Origin of the sequence: Bacteroides congonensis, from assembly GCF_900130125.1 — a bacterium.
Lineage (GTDB): Bacteria > Bacteroidota > Bacteroidia > Bacteroidales > Bacteroidaceae > Bacteroides > Bacteroides congonensis.
In genome coordinates, this window is sequence record NZ_FQXY01000008.1 from 154,264 (window position 1) to 172,862 (window position 18,599).

General features: G+C 41.7%; 16 protein-coding genes. 11 read left to right on the top strand and 5 right to left on the bottom strand.

What is annotated here, in order from left to right; translation table 11 throughout:
- Positions 1-106 precede the first annotated feature (106 nt).
- The 7 genes from BQ7997_RS04020 to BQ7997_RS04050 all read left to right on the top strand — a co-directional run bounded on the left by BQ7997_RS04020 (position 107) and on the right by BQ7997_RS04050 (position 9,208).
- On the top strand, positions 107-736 hold the full coding sequence (locus BQ7997_RS04020) for a porin family protein (protein WP_073343796.1): 630 nt from the start codon (positions 107-109) through the stop codon (positions 734-736).
- Between the two features lie 220 nt (positions 737-956).
- Entirely contained in the window at positions 957-2,225 is a 1,269-nt protein-coding gene (locus BQ7997_RS04025; RefSeq protein WP_073343799.1) for an ATP-binding protein, read from the top strand.
- A gap of 82 nt (positions 2,226-2,307) precedes the next feature.
- Positions 2,308-4,254, top strand: coding sequence for a heavy metal translocating P-type ATPase (locus BQ7997_RS04030; protein ID WP_073344761.1), 1,947 nt, complete (start codon positions 2,308-2,310; stop codon positions 4,252-4,254).
- Between the two features lie 6 nt (positions 4,255-4,260).
- Positions 4,261-4,683 carry a Fur family transcriptional regulator gene (locus tag BQ7997_RS04035; protein ID WP_022139419.1) on the top strand — a complete coding sequence of 141 codons (423 nt, stop codon included), beginning with the start codon at positions 4,261-4,263 and terminating at the stop codon, positions 4,681-4,683.
- 240 nt (positions 4,684-4,923) lie between these two features.
- Entirely contained in the window at positions 4,924-6,159 is a 1,236-nt protein-coding gene (locus tag BQ7997_RS04040; RefSeq protein WP_139260883.1) for a hypothetical protein, read from the top strand.
- A 101-nt stretch (positions 6,160-6,260) separates the two neighbouring features.
- Entirely contained in the window at positions 6,261-8,327 is a 2,067-nt protein-coding gene (locus BQ7997_RS04045; protein ID WP_159436741.1) for a TonB-dependent receptor plug domain-containing protein, read from the top strand.
- A gap of 2 nt (positions 8,328-8,329) precedes the next feature.
- Positions 8,330-9,208: a DUF4249 family protein gene (locus tag BQ7997_RS04050; RefSeq protein WP_083589163.1), complete on the top strand. Its 879-nt coding sequence runs from the start codon at positions 8,330-8,332 to the stop codon at positions 9,206-9,208.
- 105 nt (positions 9,209-9,313) lie between these two features.
- Here BQ7997_RS04050 and BQ7997_RS04055 read toward each other — a convergent pair whose 3' ends face one another.
- Positions 9,314-10,315 (bottom strand): malate dehydrogenase, encoded by a 1,002-nt coding sequence (locus BQ7997_RS04055; RefSeq protein WP_073343809.1) that lies wholly within the window; start codon positions 10,313-10,315, stop codon positions 9,314-9,316.
- Positions 10,316-10,512: 197 nt separating this feature from the next.
- Here BQ7997_RS04055 and BQ7997_RS04060 point away from each other — a divergent pair, with 197 nt between their 5' ends.
- The 4 genes from BQ7997_RS04060 to BQ7997_RS04075 all read left to right on the top strand — a co-directional run bounded on the left by BQ7997_RS04060 (position 10,513) and on the right by BQ7997_RS04075 (position 13,535).
- Positions 10,513-11,352: a CvfB family protein gene (locus BQ7997_RS04060; RefSeq protein ID WP_073343812.1), complete on the top strand. Its 840-nt coding sequence runs from the start codon at positions 10,513-10,515 to the stop codon at positions 11,350-11,352.
- Between the two features lie 115 nt (positions 11,353-11,467).
- A complete protein-coding gene (locus tag BQ7997_RS04065; protein ID WP_073343815.1) occupies positions 11,468-12,145 on the top strand; it encodes a proline and serine-rich protein 1 family protein in 678 nt (225 codons plus the stop codon).
- Between the two features lie 59 nt (positions 12,146-12,204).
- Entirely contained in the window at positions 12,205-12,336 is a 132-nt protein-coding gene (locus tag BQ7997_RS04070) for a DUF4476 domain-containing protein (protein WP_262481142.1), read from the top strand.
- A 14-nt stretch (positions 12,337-12,350) separates the two neighbouring features.
- A complete protein-coding gene (locus tag BQ7997_RS04075; protein WP_073343817.1) occupies positions 12,351-13,535 on the top strand; it encodes a hypothetical protein in 1,185 nt (394 codons plus the stop codon).
- Between the two features lie 191 nt (positions 13,536-13,726).
- On the opposite strand, the gene msrB is transcribed toward BQ7997_RS04075, so the two are convergent.
- The 4 genes from msrB to BQ7997_RS04095 form a co-directional block, all read right to left on the bottom strand.
- Entirely contained in the window at positions 13,727-14,755 is a 1,029-nt protein-coding gene (gene msrB / locus BQ7997_RS04080; RefSeq protein ID WP_073343820.1) for a peptide-methionine (R)-S-oxide reductase MsrB, read from the bottom strand.
- Positions 14,756-14,839: 84 nt separating this feature from the next.
- The gene (locus tag BQ7997_RS04085; protein ID WP_073343823.1) at positions 14,840-16,180 is read right to left on the bottom strand and encodes a TolC family protein; all 1,341 of its coding nucleotides are present in this window, start codon (positions 16,178-16,180) and stop codon (positions 14,840-14,842) included.
- 9 nt (positions 16,181-16,189) lie between these two features.
- The gene (locus tag BQ7997_RS04090; RefSeq protein WP_044653908.1) at positions 16,190-17,290 is read right to left on the bottom strand and encodes an efflux RND transporter periplasmic adaptor subunit; all 1,101 of its coding nucleotides are present in this window, start codon (positions 17,288-17,290) and stop codon (positions 16,190-16,192) included.
- A 64-nt stretch (positions 17,291-17,354) separates the two neighbouring features.
- On the bottom strand, positions 17,355-18,596 hold the full coding sequence (locus BQ7997_RS04095) for an ABC transporter permease (protein ID WP_022139411.1): 1,242 nt from the start codon (positions 18,594-18,596) through the stop codon (positions 17,355-17,357).
- Between the last annotated feature and the right edge of the window lie 3 nt (positions 18,597-18,599).

Here is an 18,599-nt window from a genome sequence, read left to right on the forward strand (position 1 = left end):
GTTTTTCAACAGGTAATTATATTCATCCAAGATTTGTTGATATTCTGTAAAATCTTACTATTTTGTGGCACATGATTTCTAAACAATAATTAAATTATTTATTCTTATGAAAAAGATTCTGTTATTTTTCGCTTTAGTAGCGATGAGTGTAGTGAGTATCAACGCGCAGGATAATCTGAAATGGGGTGTGATGGCAGGTATGAATGTCAGCAAATACACTATTACCGGCTTTGACAGTAGGATAGGTTTTCATGCAGGTGTAAAAGCCGAATTGGGGTTGTCTCAGGAAGCGAGCGGGGCATATATGGATTTTGCTGCGTTGTTGACACTAAAAGGTGCGAAGATTGATGCAGGCTCACTTGCAAGTTTTAAAATGAATCCGTATTATTTGGAAGTACCGGTACATATCGGTTATAAATATGCTGTGAATGATGATTTTGCATTGTTTGGTAGTGCAGGCCCTTATATTGCTGTCGGCTTGTTTGGAAAGGCTAAAGCAAAGGTTGATGGTGATCTTGTCGATTTAGGAGAGTTTGGTGGCAACTCTGCATCCGAAGATATATTTGGCGATGACGGATTTAAACGGTTCGATTTCGGTCTTGGCTTGAAAGCGGGTGTTGAGTTCAGTAAGAAATATCAGGTTGCTATAAGCTATGACTTCGGTTTGGTAGAAGTGGCAAAAGATTTGGGAATGAAGAACAGAAACCTGATGATTTCATTGGGATATATGTTCTAAAAAATAGGTTGAAGGTAGGAATTTTAAATTCAAGAATATTGGAAAGTAAGGTTTTCATTTATTGTACCACTGATAAGCGGTATTATAATGAATGCCTTACTTTCTTTTATTGTTGGAACAGAACTATAGGAAAAGATTGTTACGATAGGTAAAAAGAAGGTGTTGCTTAATATATTGAGCATAAATTTGCTATATTTGTGCAATATAAAAAGCATGTTTTATGGAAAAACGGATAATAAAGGCAATTATAGCCGAACGTCAGCAAGAAATCGGTAAGATTCAGTTGGTTGAGAGACCTATATATTTTGAGGAGCAGGCGAATTATGTTCTGGTCGGTATTCGTCGGGCAGGTAAATCTTATCAAATGTATCAGGATATACAGAATCTTGTGAAATCGGGCAAAGCTACGCTTGAAGATTGCCTTTACATTAATTTTGAAGATGAACGAATCTCTTCCATTGAAGCTTCAGAACTGGGACTTCTATTGGAGTGTTATACTGAAATGTATGATAACCGCAAACCCTTGATTTATCTTGATGAGATTCAAAATATTGAGGGATGGGAGAAATTCGCTCGTAGACTGGCTGATTCTAAATATAGGGTTTTTATAACCGGAAGCAACGCGAAAATGCTTAGTAAGGATATTGCAACTACTTTAGGCGGACGATATATCATACGGGAAGTGTTTCCCTTTTCATTTGCCGAGTATCTGACTTTTCATCAGATTCATTTGAAGACAAACTGGGAATTTGATCCGGAGCAACGGTTGGAAGTCATTAAATTGTTCAATACCTATTTTCATTTCGGTGGATTTGCCGAAACATTCTCTCTGACAGATAAACGGGAATGGATTAATTCGCTATATCAAAAGATTCTGTTGGGGGATATTATAGCACGTAACGAGATTCGCAATAGTGGTGCTATCCGCCTGCTGGCAAGGAAACTTGCTGAAAGTGTCATGCAGCCAACTACACAGACACGGTTATTGCATATTGTAAAATCTTCAGGTAGTGGCATCAGCCGTAATACATTAGCGGATTATCTGACTTATATGAATGATGTTTATCTGACTTTTAACATCCCCAATTTTACAGATTCAGTAGCTGAACGTATGTCTAGTTGTAAAAGGTATTTTTATGATAACGGATTGCTTAGTAATTTTCTGATAAATGCCGAAACTAAGTTGTTGGAGAATATCGTGGCTGTAAATCTGATAGAACGGTATGGTAAAGAAGAAGATAGGGTTTTCTTTTATAATAAGGGTGTTGAGGTGGATTTTTATATTCCTGATGAAGAAATGGCTATACAAGTATCATATAGCATTGATGATCCGATTACTCGGGAGCGGGAAGTCAGGGCTTTATATAAAATGTCGGAAGTTTTTGGTATCAAAAAAGCCTTTGTCATTACTTGGGATGAGGAAAGGACTATTTCAGAAAATGAGCTGGGCATAGAAGTCGTGCCTGTTTGGAAATGGTTGTTGAGGTAAGGTAATCTGTTGTTGCATGATAATTTGCAACTTTGTTGCACGAATCATTCACTACCTTTGTTGTAACTAAAAGATGAAAGATATGGGACATTGTAGTTGCTGTGCACACGGATGTGCATCTGAAAAGGAAATTGAAGTTAAGAATTCTATATTTCAAGAATACTGGAAAGCAGGGCTTTCATTTATATTGCTGATAAGTGGTATTATAATGAATGCCCTGGATTTCTCTTTTTTTCATAAAGAGTATGTAGCCTTAATCTGGTATATTGTAGCTTATCTTCCCGTTGGACTCCCTGTTATAAAAGAAGCATGGGAGAACATGAAAGAGAAAGACTGCTTCAGTGAGTTTACTCTAATGATTGTTGCCACAATCGGAGCTTTCTATATTGGTGAATATCCAGAGGGGGTAGCTGTGATGCTGTTTTATACCATTGGAGAACTGTTTCAGGACAAGGCAGTCGATAAAGCAAAACGTAATATCGGTGCTTTATTGGATGTAAGGCCGGAGAAGGCTTTGGTATTGAGAGATAACAGTCTGATTACAGAAAGCCCGAAGAATGTAAAGGTCGGTGAGATTATAGAGATAAAATCAGGCGAGAGAGTCCCTTTGGACGGAGTGATGCTCAACGAAGTCGCCGCTTTTAATACGGCGGCATTGACAGGTGAAAGCGTTCCCCGCAATATTCGCGAAGGTGAAGAAGTGCTTGCCGGAATGATTGTGACGGATAAAGTGATTCGAATCAAGGTGACAAGACCATTCGATAAGAGTGCGCTTGCCCGGATATTGGAACTTGTGCAAAATGCTTCGGAGCGAAAAGCCCCGGCGGAATTGTTTATCCGTAAATTTGCACGTATCTATACACCTATTGTTATAGGACTGGCGGCATTGATCGTACTCCTTCCGTTTGTTTATTCATTCATTGATACTCAGTTTGCATTTGTGTTTAATGACTGGCTGTACAGAGCCTTGGTCTTCCTGGTGATTTCGTGCCCGTGTGCTTTGGTAGTAAGTATTCCACTAGGATATTTTGGTGGCATCGGAGCTGCTTCCCGCTTGGGAATCTTATTCAAAGGTGGTAATTATCTGGATGCAATTACTAAAATCAACACGGTTGTGTTCGATAAAACAGGTACTCTGACTAAAGGAACATTTGAAGTGCAGGAGTGTAAATCCGCATCCGGTATTTCAGAAAAGGAATTGATTGGAATGCTAGCTTCGGTAGAGAGTGACAGTACGCATCCGATTGCTAAAGCCATCGTGAACTATGCAAAGCTGCAAAACGTAGAACTGCTACCGGTCACCGGTACAAAAGAATTTGCCGGATTCGGCTTGGAAGCAATGATTAACGGAACTCCGGTATGGGTCGGAAACTGTCGTTTACTATCCAAATTCAATATCGAATATCCGGCAGAGTTATTACAGATTACCGATACGATTGTAGTCTGCGCCATTGGAACAGATTATGCAGGTTATTTGTTACTGGCTGATACACTGAAAGATGATGCAAAGAAAGCTATTGATGATTTAAAAATGTTGCATATCAAAAACATTCAGATATTATCCGGTGATAAACAAAGTATTGTTACTAACTTTGCGGAAAAGCTCGGTATCACAAGTGCTTATGGCGATTTGTTGCCGGAAGGGAAAGTGCGGCATTTGGAAGAACTGCGGCAGGACGGGACGAATCAGATTGCATTTGTCGGCGACGGAATGAATGACGCGCCGGTACTTGCGTTGAGCCATGTCGGTATCGCCATGGGGGGATTGGGTAGCGATGCGGCCATTGAAACAGCTGATGTCGTGATACAGACAGACCAGCCCTCTAAAGTGGCCGAAGCCATAAAGGTAGGAAAGCTGACGCGCAGGATTATCTGGCAGAATGTTTCACTGGCATTCGGAGTGAAACTGCTCGTACTGATATTGGGAGCCGGTGGTATAGCTACCCTTTGGGAAGCGGTCTTTGCAGACGTCGGTGTTGCGCTGCTCGCCATTATGAATGCCGTAAGAATACAGAAAATGATAAAATAAGAGACTATGGAAGAGAATATTTATTTGGATAAGTTGGCACGGAGAGATATCAAGCCGACAGCAATAAGGCTTCTCATACTAAAGAATATGATGGAAGTTGAACGTGCGGTATCATTGCTCGATTTGGAAACTCTGCTGGATACGGTGGATAAATCAACCATCTCCCGGACAATAGCCCTCTTTTTGTCTCATCACCTGATACATAGCATAGATGATGGAAGCGGTTCGTTGAAATATGCTGTTTGTGATAATTCCTGCAATTGTGTGGTGCAGGATTTACATTCACATTTCTATTGTGAGAAATGCCACAAGACATTCTGCCTGGAAGGTACGCATATTCCTGTGATTGATTTGCCGAAAGGGTTTGCTTTGCATAGCATTAACTATGTATTAAAGGGGATTTGCCCGGAATGTTCTTCTCGAAAATAATCTGTATTTGATACTATGTGGGCCGAAGTTTGTAGTTATTGATTAATTTAGACGCAATAATCACTGTTTTTTAAACTTTAGGTGTCAAAAGTATCTGTTTAATCACTTTTTTAATTTTAATTGTTTTTTTAGTCTATAAAAGATTCCTATATTTGCGGTATTAATTATTGTTACTTTGTGGATATTATGATAGAACATAATTATAAATATGCAAACATAACATTTTAAAAGTGTATAGATATGACAAGAAAATTGTATTTTTTGATTCCTTGCCTAATAATGGCAATGATGGCATTCACAGGATGTAGTGATGACAATAATGATGGACCGACAGGTGGTGAAGTTTTATCAGCAGAGCAGAGTAAAGAAAAACTAAGTGAAATCGGACAAAAACTGATTGGTCTAGTGAATGCCGATGACCAGAAACAGTTGGCACAAGTGGGGAATTACTTTTCGGAGATAGTAGGTTCATTGGAAATTCAGGAAAATGTACAGCAAACGGTGCAATCTTTGGTTGCCGCTTCTCATGGCGATATGGCTAAAGTATATACGATGGCAGCTTTCAGTAATGATATCTATCAAGCTAGTGATTATTATGGTATTTATACGTATAATGTTGGCAGAAAGGAATGGGAACTCAGTACCGAGCCTGCTTCGGCACTTGTGCTGAAATTTGCTTACGAAAACCAGGATGCTGAAGTAAGAGTGGCAACTACGGGGAATACTACGGACTTTACTTACGATGATGTAACTGTGAAAGTGCCTGCAAAAGTAACAGCTACTATAAAACTGGGTTCAACTACTTTGACTTCTCTTGATATTGCTACTGCGAATGTAAGTAACTCTCCAAGAAAAGCTGACATAACAGTAAATGTAGATGCTAAAGGTTATAAAATATCTACGTCTGTAAGTGCAACACCTCAGGTTGTGAAAGCTAATTATTCAATAAACATAAAAGGTACAGAAGCCGTAAAGGGGGAAGCTTATTTGAATGGTAGTAATATGACAGCGGATGAAGGTGTGAATGAGGATATAAATGAACGTTTTAATGACGCCCGGGCAGAAGCGGTTATAATGAATGAAGCAACTGTTGATTTGAAATGTAGCAGTTACAAGAATTTAGCTAGCGAACTTGAACAAGTTGAGGATCAGTATTATACTGAGACTGAAATGTGGGGAGAGTCTCAGAAAGCTGCGCAGGCTACTGCAGATGTATATAAGAAATATCTTAATGGCAACTTGGCATTCGGAGGAAGTGAAAATCCATCTGCTATTTTAGCATTCCAACCTTATATATATTATACATCTTCATATGGTGGAAAACGTGAATATTGGGATGTCGAACCTTTGTTACAGTTTGAAGATGAGTCTTTGATTAGCTTTGAAGACTACTTCGATGCAGCTTCCGGCCCATTTAAATCTTTGGCTGATAGTTTTGAAGCATTGGTTAGAAGTTTTGAAGGATTTATAGAATAAGGATGGGGTATATTAGATAAATGTGAATAAATAGAATAAGACCGAAGAAGGGAATGATTCTCTTCTTCGGCTTTCTTTTTTATAGATTAAATCAGTTGGATGTGATAAAATACATACTTGTACTGCTTGCGCCAGTGATAGTTACAAGTGTATATGCCCAAAAGGAGATACATGGTGATGATACTATCCGGACCGATTCGATTTGGAAGATCCGGGAAGTGGAAGTAGTGGCTTCTAGGAAAGTGCCTGTGTTGCAGCTTACTGCAAAAGGTGATTGGAAACTCGATCCGGATGCTGTAAATTTCATGCCCCGTATGCTGGGAGACAGCGACCCGATAAAAACTTTTCAATTGTTGCCGGGTGTGACTACTGCCGGCGAACTGAACGGTGGACTTTATGTGCACGGAAGCGAACCGGGACATAACCTGATATGCATAGACGGTGTGCCTGTGTATAACTCCTCACATTTGCTAGGCTTTTTTTCTATATTCAATAACGATCACTTTTCTTCTTTCTCACTAAATAAATCTTATCAGCCGGCAGACCGTAGTGGAAGACTGGCTGCTGTAGTGGAAATGACTCCACGTGATTCTGTCTTGCAACGGGCAAGCGTGTCCGGCAATGTGGGCATATTGGCATCGAGAATTACAGGAGGAATACCGTTAACCCGAAACAGTGCGCTTTACCTATCTGCGAGAGTCACTTATGTAAATCCTGTCATTTCTTTGATAGAGGGTGGTTTTGAAGATAATACGAGGCTCCGTTATGGATTTCAGGATTATAATCTCACTTACGTGTGGAAGCCGGATTCTAAAAATAAGATAGTGCTGAATAGTTATGTCGGCAATGATTTGCTGAAACTGAAAGAACATCAATACCAAGTGGATTTCAAAATGCAGTGGATCAATGCGATTGCTTCTTTGAAATGGGAACACTGCTATAGCGAAAAAGTGTCTCTGACACAAAGAATCTACATGACACACTACCGCACTAATCTGCGGGCTAATCAGAATTCACTGAATATGACTATGCCTTCACGATTGACAGACATAGGATATATGGGAAATGTAGACTGGCGCTTGAGGACATGGAAAATAAAATCGGGCGGAACTTTTATTCACCATATACTTCGTCCGCAATATCCTGAATCGGTGAATATCTTCGAGGGAATTAATGCCGGAAATCCCGGCAGATGCGAAATGGAAGAATTTGCCTTGTATGCCGAAGCGGAGAAGAAATGGGGAAAACTGATTATGGATATGGGAATGCGTTATAGTGGTGCCATACAAGGTGACTGTTATAATGGTGGGGCGGAACCCCGTCTCCGACTGGAATATGAACTTCCGAAAGGCAGGAGATTGAGTCTTTCTTACCAACTGAATAGACAATATATGAATCAAATCACCGTGTCGAGCGCCGGATTGCCTATTGACTTTTGGATGCCCTCAACGAAAGATATATCAGGACAGAAAGTCCATTCGTTAGATGTTTCTTTTTTGCAACCGCTTCCGGGTGGGGATTATGAACTGTTATTGGAAGGTTACTACCGGAAGCTTTATCATCAGACGATATTCAACGGTGGATTATTGGATATGTTTAATCAGACATACCGGATTGAAGACCATGTGTTGCTCGGGAAAGGGCAGAATTATGGCGTGGAACTGATGTTGCGGAAAAGTAGGGGACGCTGGAACGGTTGGATTGGATATACGCTTGCTTGGGCTGACCGGAAATTTCCGGAATTGAGAGAGGGAAATACGTTTCCGGCCAAATATGACCGGAGGCATAATGTGAATGCAATGGTTCATTATACACTGAATGATCACTGGGATTTTTCCATGACATTTGTGTATGCTTCGGGTAATGCAGTGACGTATCCGAGGGCTATGTATATGATAGGTGAGAATGCAGTTTGTGTATATGACGAGTATAACAGTAGTCGTATGCCGTCTTATCACAGAATGGACTTATCGGTGAATTATTGGTTGGGGCATAAGAAAAACAGCTGTATAAATCTGTCGCTTTACAATGCTTACATGAGACATAATCCGGTTTTTGTGCAAGTGGACGTAAAGCCATCAAAAGATAACGCTGGTTTGCTTATCAAGAAAAAGAATATGTCGCTTTATAGCCTGTTGCCTTCAGTCAGTTATATATTTAAATTTTGAAGATGATGAAAGTACTTTTATATAGTTGGGTGGTTGTTTTGGTTGTGGCTTTAGTATCATGCGACCCGGACTGGGATTTTGATAGCGACTATGAATCGGAGGTAGTAGTGGAAGGTGGTATTGAAGCGGATGGATTCGCCAAGGTTTACCTTTCTCAAAGTAAGATTTTGAATAGTACATGGGATAGTATAGCAGTTTCTAAACTGCCTGTGACTAGCGCTAAAGTCACTGTAAGCGATGGTGACCGGACAGAAATCCTGGTGGGAAGAGTGAATAAGGACAGATTGCCTTATTTTGTCTATACAGGTTCGCGGATACGGGGAGAAGTAGGCAAGGTGTACACATTGACCGTCATATACCGGGGAAAAGAAATAACCGCACGTACCACCATCCCCAAGCCGGTTTTACTGGATAGTATACGTTTACAGCCGACCGAAGGGTGTGATACGCTTTATCAGGCCACTGCGTATTTTAATGATCCAACTGGCGAAGCTAACTATTATAAGATTTTTACCCGGGTAGAAGAGAAAGATAATGATTATTACAATGCTTTTATGGGGACATTTTCTGATGAAATATTAGTGCCGCCGGTTGCGAAGGCTGAGGTTTACAGAGGATTTAGGCATACGGAACTCAACAAGTATACTCCTTTCTTTATTCCCGGTGAGAAAGTGGGAATTTGTTTCTCCCAAATCACAGAAGAAGGCTTTCGTTTTTGGAGCCAATATGAAAATGAAGTAATCAATAGTGGTAACCCGGTATTTCCAAATACGACTAATTTGCCCGGTAATATAAATGGTGGACTTGGCATCTGGATGGGATATGGAACTGCTGTTTATCATGTTGAAGTGAAAAATACCTGTTATCATTACGAATATTGATAATTCAGATTTTCTTTTTCATATCTTTTTGCAGTAGAATAAAAAAGCCGGAACTCTGATAACTGAATTATCGTTGAGTTCCGGCCTCCTGCTAATATTGTATGTTTACTTGATGTTAGGATTCAGCGTATGCCAGTCCTTGATAGCGGGGATAATTCCCATTTCAATCACTTCGTCACGAAGTTTGCACAGATGTTCGTAGCTCTTTTCCAGTTCCTGCTGTTCGGCGGGAGTTCCGGCTACTTCTTTATAGGTAACACCGTCTTTAGTGATTGAAGTTTCCATTGCCATCATGATATGGTCGAATTTGCCGTTGGAAACATAAGTTCCGGCAGGCCAGCGGAAAGGTTGTCCGCCCATAGCGGCAGCAATCATTTCGATAGAAAGATAAGCCGGGCTTTGGAAAGAAGAACGTCCGCGAAGGTCGATGATATGCTTTCCGCCTTGGATGACACGTACTTTCAGTGCTTCCCATTCGGTCAGCGGGAGACGGGTAGTACCGATGAAATCAGTCAGCGGTTCTCCTTTTACTTTGGTTGTAGATGCGAATACAGCCATTTGTTCGCCATGTCCGCCGTAGGTGCGGCAATTCTGGATGTCGGAAGCGGGGATATGGAAGTATTTCACTAGTTCAGTCTGTAGGCGGGTGCTGTCCAATGCAGCTAAGGTAGAAACCTGTGAAGGTTTCAAGCCTGAATATAATAAGGTAATCAGACCGGTGATATCTGCCGGATTGAATATGACAACGATATGTTTCACATTCGGGCAATATTGACGGACGTCTTTACCAAACTGGGCGGCAATCTCTGCGTTTCCTTTCAGCAAATCTTCACGGGTCATACCAGCTTTGCGGGCTGCTCCACCGGAAGATACGATATACGATGCTCCGGTCAATGCTTCCTTGATGTCGGACGTATAAGTAAGGTTGACACCTTCGAAGCCGCAGTGATACAGTTCTTCTGCCACTCCTTCCAAAGCAGGAGCGAACGGGTCATACAGGCAAATATTCGGAGTGAGTTTCATCATCATGGCTGTTTGTGCCATATTAGAGCCGATCATTCCGGCAGCTCCTACAATCGTAAGTTTCTCGTTGGTTAAGAATTCCATAAAGCTTAATATATTTAAAGGTGAATAATTTTATCTTTCTTTTTGCCGCTACAAAGATAACATTTTACAGCCCTGATTGTTCATAGCAAATAGTTTTATCCGATAACGAAAAGTTATAGTAACTTGATAGAAAGTTCTGTTGAAAATAGACTATCTTTGTATTTAATAAGACTAATAAAACAGAGTAGATTAAAAATATGAGCATCGAATTAGGAAAATATAATCAGCTTGAAGTTGTGAAGGAAGTAGATTTCGGCGTATATCTTGACGGCGGAGAAGAGGGTGAGATTTTGTTGCCTACCCGCTATGTGCCCGAGGATTGCATGATAGGGGACATTCTGAATGTCTTTCTTTATCTGGATATGGATGAAAGGCTGATTGCGACGACGTTGACTCCGTATGTGCAGGTCGGTCAGTTTGCTTGTCTCGAAGTATCGTGGGTGAATGAATACGGGGCTTTTTTGAACTGGGGACTGATGAAGGACTTGTTTGTCCCGTTCAGGGAACAGAAGATGAAGATGCAGGTGGGACGCAAATATGTGATTCATGCGCATCTGGACGAAGAGAGTTATCGTATCGTGGCTTCGGCAAAGGTGGAGCGTTATCTGTCGAAAGACAAACCGGAGTATGCTTCGGGTGACGAAGTGAATATCCTTATCTGGCAGAAAACGGACTTGGGCTTTAAGGCTATCATAGATAATAAGTATAGCGGCTTGCTGTATGAGAATGAAATATTCACTTCGTTGGAGACAGGGATGGAGATGAAAGCTTTTGTGAAACAGGTGCGTGAAGATGGTAAGGTAGACTTGATTCTTCAGAAACCGGGTTTCGAGAAGATTGATGATTTCGCGAAAACATTGCTGGATTATATCAGGGAGCAGGGTGGACGAATCAGCCTGAATGATAAGAGTCCGGCGGAAGATATTTATGATACGTTCGGTGTGAGTAAGAAAACCTTCAAGAAAGGAGTGGGCGACTTGTATAAGAAACGTTTGATTTCCCTGCATGAGGATGGCATCACTTTGGCGGAATCCTAAACAGAATAGGGAAATCCCTACATATGAATAGAGAGAATCATTGGGGTGGGGAGTTTCCTCACCCTATTTTTGTGGTATAAGAATAAAGATATTAATAATAAAAACTAGATATGCTATGCGTAAGATAATAATAAGTTTCTGTATCCTGCTCGCTGCTCTTTCCTTAAAAGCGCAATCTATCAGCGGAATCCGTATCGACGGTGGAAACACTCCGATTCTTGTTTACTTTGGCGGAAATCAGATGTGTATGCCGACTACCACTTGTTTCGTGGCCAATTTGAAATCAGGATATTATACCGTTGAAGTGTATTCTACCCGCTTTTCCCGTCCGGGAGAACGAGTATGGAAAGGGGAGAGATTGTATAAAGACAATGTTTATTTCAATGGAATCGGAGTAACGGAAATTGTGGTGGATGGACGCGATGAAATACGACCGGACAACAGACCCGGACGCCCGGGACATGGTGGACATCGCCCGGATTACGACCGCCACGACAGAGTGATGGACAACCAACTCTTTCAGACATTTCTTGGTAATGTGAAGAAAGAACCTTTTAAAGATGACCGCATAGCATTGATAAATGCAGCTTTGACAAGTTCGGATTTCACTTCAGGCCAATGTCTTCAATTGACGAAACTTTATACCTTTGATGATGACCGGATGGAGATTATGAAGATGATGTATCCCCGGATTGTTGACAAAGAGGCTTTCTTTACGGTCATTGCTACGTTGACATTCTCTTCCAATAAGGATGAAATGAATGAGTTTGTGCAGAATTACGGAAGACGTTGATATTGGTTAACTAACTAAAACGATACAGTTATGAAAAAGATACTCCCGAACAAGTGGATGTGATGAAGATGTTGTATCCGTATGTCAGGGATAAGCAGAATTTTAACAAGGTGATTGATATCTTATTCACTAATATATATAAAGATGAGGTGCGTAAGTTTATCAAGGAGTATCATCAGAATAATAAATGATAGGAGATTGAATTATGAAACGAATACTGTTTTTACTCTTTGCTGTCGGTCTGGGTGCCAGTATGACCGTGATGGCTGGAATGAGTACCAGCAAAGTGCGTAAGGAGACACGTTTTCTTACGGATAAGATGGCATATGAATTGAGCCTGAGCACTCAACAATATAATGATGCATATGAGATTAATTACGACTTTATTTATTCTGTCCGTAATATAATGGATTATGTGGCACGTGGCTATGAATGGGCATTGGATGATTACTATGAAGCATTGGATATTCGTAATGATGATCTTCGTTGGGTATTGAGTGATGTACAGTATCGCCGGTTTATGGGAGCTGATTATTTTTATCGGCCGATATACGTAACCGGAGGAAGATGGAATTTCCGTGTTTATATCAATTATCCGAATCGTAGCTTGTTCTATTTCGGAGTACCTTATCATTATCGTACCTATTGTGGAGCACATTATCGCCCGTATATCCATCATACAAGTTATTATCGGGGGCGGTATAATAATTTCCACCATTATTCTACGCCGCATCGGATGAGGGATGAGAGGGTATATCATTCTTATCGCCGTTCGGATTTTGGGTCGGTTCATTTCCGTCCGAATTCTTCCAATCGTCCGCATAATGCACCTACCCGTCCGGGAGTTGCTGTACGTCCCGGCAATTCTTCACGCCCCGGTAGTTCTTCTCGTCCCGGAACGTCAACAAGTTCTCGTCCCGGAACAGAACATAGACCATCAACTTCTACCAGACCGTCGACTCCGTCCGGGAATGAAAAACCGAATAAAGAGGTTAAGCCTGATAGAAACAATAACAGAGGCGAGGGAAATTCCTATCGTCGACCGGAAACGAATTCAAGCTCATCCGGCTCAAGTCGTAGACCAACAGGTGGAAGCTCGACTACTTCAGGTTCCAATCGTGAAAGCGGACGTACAAATAGTAGTTCAGCAGGAAGCTCAAGTAGACGAAGTGAAAGTAGTTCCTCTAGTAGAAACAAGAGTTCCGAAAGAACAAATAGTTCTTCCAGTCGGAGAACCGGTAGCTCCAGTCGTAGTAGCAGTAGCACCAGTTCCAGCCGGAGTAATGTTTCCAGAGGACAAACAGAAAAACGTTCTTCTTCAGGAAGTGCGAGAAGCAGTAACACAAGCTCTTCCCGTTCATCTGAAAGAGGTAACGGTTCAAGAAGATAACCTATTCCTTTATTATTAATATCATTATCATTGCTCCTCAGCGGTAGGAGAACTAGACTCCGGCTTCTCGCCGGTTAGACTATTCCGGGCGTTGCCCGTAACTTGGATTTCGGGACGGATATTATCCGCCCCGATTTCACTTATAAGTCTACAACTGTTCATTTATCTATTTCAGTCTATCTACGTATCGTTTATTTAACGAGCGGCAAATATTCTCCATAACCTTCTTCTTTCATCTTTTCTTTGGGGATAAAGCGAAGTGAAGCACTGTTGATGCAATAGCGAAGTCCGCCTTTGTCCTTCGGGCCGTCCGTGAATACATGTCCCAAATGAGCGTCACCACTTTTACTGCGTACCTCTGTCCGGAGCATTCCATAAGAAGTATCTTTTTTCTCTGCAATCAAGTCTTTTTGAATAGGCTTGGAGAAACTAGGCCATCCGCAACCCGAATCGAACTTGTCAGTGGAAACAAACAACGGCTCGCCAGTAGTAATATCAACATAGATACCCGGGCGATGCTCGTTCCAATATTCATTCCGGAAAGCTGGTTCCGTTGCACTCTTCTGAGTTACGGCATATTGTTCTGCCGATAGCTTTTTCCGCAAAGTAGCGTCATCCGGCTTTTGATAACTCTTCGTTTGAAGGGCATTGGCTTTCCGTGCCATTTCAAATAAAGCCGGATTGATATGGCAATATCCGTTCGGATTCTTATCCAGATAATCCTGATGATAGTTCTCTGCCGGATAAAAGTTTGTCAATGGCTTCACTTCTATGGCAATCGGACTCTTATATTGGGTAGCCAGTACCTGAACAGCCTGATTAATGACAGGCACATCGGCTTTATTGGTATAATAAATCCCTGTTCTGTACTGCGTACCACGGTCATTCCCTTGTCGGTTGAGGCTGGTCGGGTCGATTGTTTTAAAATACAAATCGAGTAATAGAGTCAAATTGACGACTTCGGGATCATAGACCACTTTCACTGTTTCGGCTGCATCGGTCTTTCCCGAACATACCTGTTCGTAACTTGGATTGTCAACAATACTGTTGGCATATCCTGCCTGAGTACTTTCTACTCCTCTGATTTGTTTCAGGAAATGTTCAGTTCCCCAAAAACATCCCCCTGCGAGATAGATTTCTGCTTGATTTTTCATTGGTTTAGCAACTCCTAAAAATACATTACTAATCGTCAGAATCACTAAGATAATAAAATGGTTCATATCCGTTGGTTCTTTCTATAATAACGAATAAACCAACGGATATGTTTAAGGGAATCACTATGTTAAGCTCAAGTGTGATTCTTGTTATTCAATAATCTGTCCTTTGTAGAAATCTAAAATCTTTGTGCAGAACAAATAATCATATTTGGCTTGCAGCCTGTCTGATAACGCTTTTGTCAGATTGAGCTTTGATTCGTTATATTCTACAAAAGTAGCTTTACCATTATTGAATTTCTCATTCATTAGCCGGAAAGATTCTTCATTAGCTTTCACAGCTACTTCACTGGAATTATATTTGCTTTCTGCTGCCAAAGCATTGTACCAGGATTGTTGAATTTCCTTGTAGAGCGTTTTTTTAGCATTGTCAAGTTGCAGTGTAAGATTGTTCTGCAGTAAGCGGGCTGTCCGTACTTTATTACGTGTAGAAAAACGGTTGAAGAGCGGAACACTAAGATTGAATCCTACATATTTATTCAGATTGTTTTTCATCTGATTGCCGAAGCCGCCTTCTGATTTGCCGTTTACTGTATAATAATTACTTCCCAAACCTGCACTGAAAGATAATTGTGGATAGAAATTACCTTGTGCAATACGAATACTGTTGATGCTACCTTGCAATCTGTATTCTGCCGATTTAATGCTTGGTTTGTAGGCAAGTGCTTGCGTATAAATATCATCCGGTGGAGTGAGAGGGGTAAATTCCAATTCCTCTTTCGGATTCTCAAGAACGAATCCTTCCGGTGTAGGGAGTTCCAGGAGTTGGCTAAGATCCAACAGTGATAATTTGTATTTATTGTCGGCTTGTACGGCGGTCATTTCATCCTGTGCTACACGAGCCTGTGCTTCAGCCACTTCAGACGGGGAAGCTTTACCTACTCCGAAAAGTCCTTGAATACGTTTTAGCTGGTCTTTACTTAAATCGACCTGATTGTGGGCAACCTTACTTAATTCCAGATTAAATAATACCTGCAAATAGGCAGAGGTGACATTAATGGCAATATCTTCTTTGGCTTTATTGAGGTCTTCAATGGCCGCTTTCAAATCCAGTTTAGCCAGTGAATATTGATTGGATAGTTGCAAACCGGTGAATATAGGTACATTTGTGCCTAAACTGAAACTTGTATTGGCACTATTGATATCGCTATATGAGTTATCTACCGGAGAGGCTGTACGTCCCCAACTCCAGTTTTGGCTGGCACTACCACTCAAATTCGGGAGACGTGCCCATTTGGTGGTATGCACATCTACTTTACTTATTTCGGCATCGTTGGCAGATTTGCGAATCCCTGTATTATGCTCGATGGCATAGTCGATACATTGCCGCAATGTCCATGTTTGCGACGAGTTGTTGTCTTGCGCCTGAATGGAAATTATTCCGATTCCTGAGAGCAGGAGCACTGATATGGTTTTACGGATTGTTTTCATTGAAGTCTGTTATTTGTCTTTTTTCTCAGCACCGCGTATTTTATCCTGTGCAGTTATTCCTTTCTTTATCTCTATCTTGATGCCGTCACTCATCCCTGTTGTCACCTGTGTGCGTTGGAACTTTTGTTTCGGCACGGAATCCGTCATAAGATACACAAAGGTAGAGTCTCCGCTAAATTCAACTGTACTTTCGGGCACAGCCAACACCTGATTGGCACGTTGCAGCACGATTTCCGCGTTGGCAGAGTAACCGGAACGGATTTGAACGGAATCCGGTACGGAAATCGCAGCCTTGATTTCAAACTGGTTGGCTCCGTTTGTTTCTACTCCTTTCGGAGATATATATTCCAGAATAGCGTTGAAAGTCAAATTCTGTAAAGCACCGATTGTCAGTTTTATCGGCATCTGTTCATGAATACGTCCCACTTCGGTTTCGTCAATGTTACCACGGAAAATCAGGTCATTCATATTGGCTACCGTAGCGATAGTCGTTCCGTCATTAAAAGTATTACTCATAATAACCGAGTTACCGGCTTTTACGGGCACATCCAGAATCAATCCGTCAATCGTGGAACGAATCATGGTGCTGCTGAAGGAAGCATTATTCTTAGTGATTCCTTCTTTGATGATTTCCAGATTGTCTTTGGCAGTCTGTTTTTCTTCACGTGCCTGTTTTAGGGCAATTTCGCTTTTTTCATACTCTTCCCGGCTGATAAGCTGGTCGTCATACAACTTTTTGATACGGTTAAAATCCGTCTCAGCCTGTGTGGTGTTGATTTCTGCCAGCCGTACACGGCTTTCTGCGGCGTTCAGTTGTCCGAGTTCGGGGATAACCTTCACTTTGGCTATAACTTCTCCTTTCTTCACGGTTTGTCCCGCTTCTTTATAGACATCGTCGATAATACCGGAAATCTGCGGCTTGATTAAGATTTCATCTCTCGGCTCCACCTTTCCGGTAGCTACGGTAGTCTTTTGCAAGTCTGTTATTTCCGCCTTCACTGTTTCATAGACAGTAATTTTCGGCTGCGATTTCTGATAAAGGAATACGAACGTTCCAATAAGGATTACGGCAATGATTACCAATAATGCGATTTTCAGATACTTTTTCATCTTGGATATATGTGTTTAATTTTTAATTCTTCGTTCTCAACTCTTAACTCTCCATTCTCAACTTCTACTCATCCCTGATCGCTTCAATCGGCTTGATAGCCATAGCCCGATAGGCGGGTGCCAGTCCTGCTAGCATACCTAACGCGATCAGCAACGCACAAGTACCGATTGCCAGTCCGAAGCTGACTTGGAAATGAGTGTCTCCACCGTCTGAATTTACTCCCATTTCCAACAGTTGCAATATCATGACGGCAAAGGAGATTCCGCACATTCCCGCGATGGTTGTCAGCACCATACTCTCAGAGAGAATTTGCTGCATGATGTCTCTCGGCCGTGCTCCGATAGCCCGGCGGATACCAATCTCAGTAGTACGTTCTTTAACGGTTACCATCATGATATTGGATACGCCGATAGCGCCGGCGAGCAAAGTTCCCAAGCCAACCATCCATACCAATATATTGATACCGGTAAATAAGTTGTCAACCATTGAAAACATAGCTTCCGCATTCAGGTACATAAGCGCCTGTTTGTCATTGGGGGCGATATAATGCGCGGCTTTGATAATCTGCTCCATTTCCGGCTGAACGTCGGATACTTTGACACCATGTTTCACGGTGAAGCAGATAACATCAATTCTTCCGCCCAAGTTGTATGTTTGCTGCATGGTGGTGAAGGGTAGGGTGACGGCTTCTGAAGCCCGTCCCTGTATATTCATGTCTCCTTCGGAAGAAGACATTCCGATAATCCGGTAATAAATACCGTCTACACGGATATACTTGCCGCAAGGGTCTTCACCTGCCTTGAAAAGACTTTCATAAACCCGTTTTCCGATAACGCATACTTTGCGCGCTTCCTTTATGTCCACATCATTGATAAACCTGCCGTAAGCCATTTCTTGTGATTCGATGTGAAGGTAGTCGGGGTACAATCCCTTTACGCTGCAATCATATTTCTTGTCTTCATATACGGCTTTCGATCCCCAGCGGGCAATGGAAGGAGTAATAACTTCTATTTCTTTGACTTGTGAACGGAGACGTTCGATGTCGACAGCTTCCAAGTCCCACCATCTTCCTTTACGAAAGCCCTTGTAGGCTTCGCCCGTCCTTTGCGAAGCGAGGAAGCCGGAATTGGTGGCGAATCCTTCAAAGTTCTTCTTCATCATATCTTCCAGTCCCTGTCCGCCGCCGATAAGGGCAACGAGCATGAAGATTCCCCAGAACACGCCGAAGGCAGTCAACAGGCTTCTCGTCTTGTTTCTTGTGATGGTTATGAGGATTTCCTCACAGGTATCCATGTCTATTCTCATACT

Bases quoted from the DNA above. Each gene is read 5' to 3' on its own strand.
- BQ7997_RS04065 (WP_073343815.1), top strand. From the start codon at position 11,468: ATGCGTAAGATAATAATAAGTTTCTGTATCCTGCTCGCTGCTCTTTCC.
- BQ7997_RS04055 (WP_073343809.1), bottom strand. From the start codon at position 10,315: ATGGAATTCTTAACCAACGAGAAACTTACGATTGTAGGAGCTGCCGGA.
- BQ7997_RS04030 (WP_073344761.1), top strand. From the start codon at position 2,308: ATGGGACATTGTAGTTGCTGTGCACACGGATGTGCATCTGAAAAGGAA.
- BQ7997_RS04090 (WP_044653908.1), bottom strand. From the start codon at position 17,290: ATGAAAAAGTATCTGAAAATCGCATTATTGGTAATCATTGCCGTAATC.
- msrB (WP_073343820.1), bottom strand. From the start codon at position 14,755: ATGAACCATTTTATTATCTTAGTGATTCTGACGATTAGTAATGTATTT.
- BQ7997_RS04060 (WP_073343812.1), top strand. From the start codon at position 10,513: ATGAGCATCGAATTAGGAAAATATAATCAGCTTGAAGTTGTGAAGGAA.
- BQ7997_RS04075 (WP_073343817.1), top strand. From the start codon at position 12,351: ATGAAACGAATACTGTTTTTACTCTTTGCTGTCGGTCTGGGTGCCAGT.
- BQ7997_RS04085 (WP_073343823.1), bottom strand. From the start codon at position 16,180: ATGAAAACAATCCGTAAAACCATATCAGTGCTCCTGCTCTCAGGAATC.
- BQ7997_RS04040 (WP_139260883.1), top strand. From the start codon at position 4,924: ATGACAAGAAAATTGTATTTTTTGATTCCTTGCCTAATAATGGCAATG.
- BQ7997_RS04035 (WP_022139419.1), top strand. From the start codon at position 4,261: ATGGAAGAGAATATTTATTTGGATAAGTTGGCACGGAGAGATATCAAG.
- BQ7997_RS04020 (WP_073343796.1), top strand. From the start codon at position 107: ATGAAAAAGATTCTGTTATTTTTCGCTTTAGTAGCGATGAGTGTAGTG.
- BQ7997_RS04050 (WP_083589163.1), top strand. From the start codon at position 8,330: ATGATGAAAGTACTTTTATATAGTTGGGTGGTTGTTTTGGTTGTGGCT.
- BQ7997_RS04095 (WP_022139411.1), bottom strand. From the start codon at position 18,596: ATGAGAATAGACATGGATACCTGTGAGGAAATCCTCATAACCATCACA.
- BQ7997_RS04025 (WP_073343799.1), top strand. From the start codon at position 957: ATGGAAAAACGGATAATAAAGGCAATTATAGCCGAACGTCAGCAAGAA.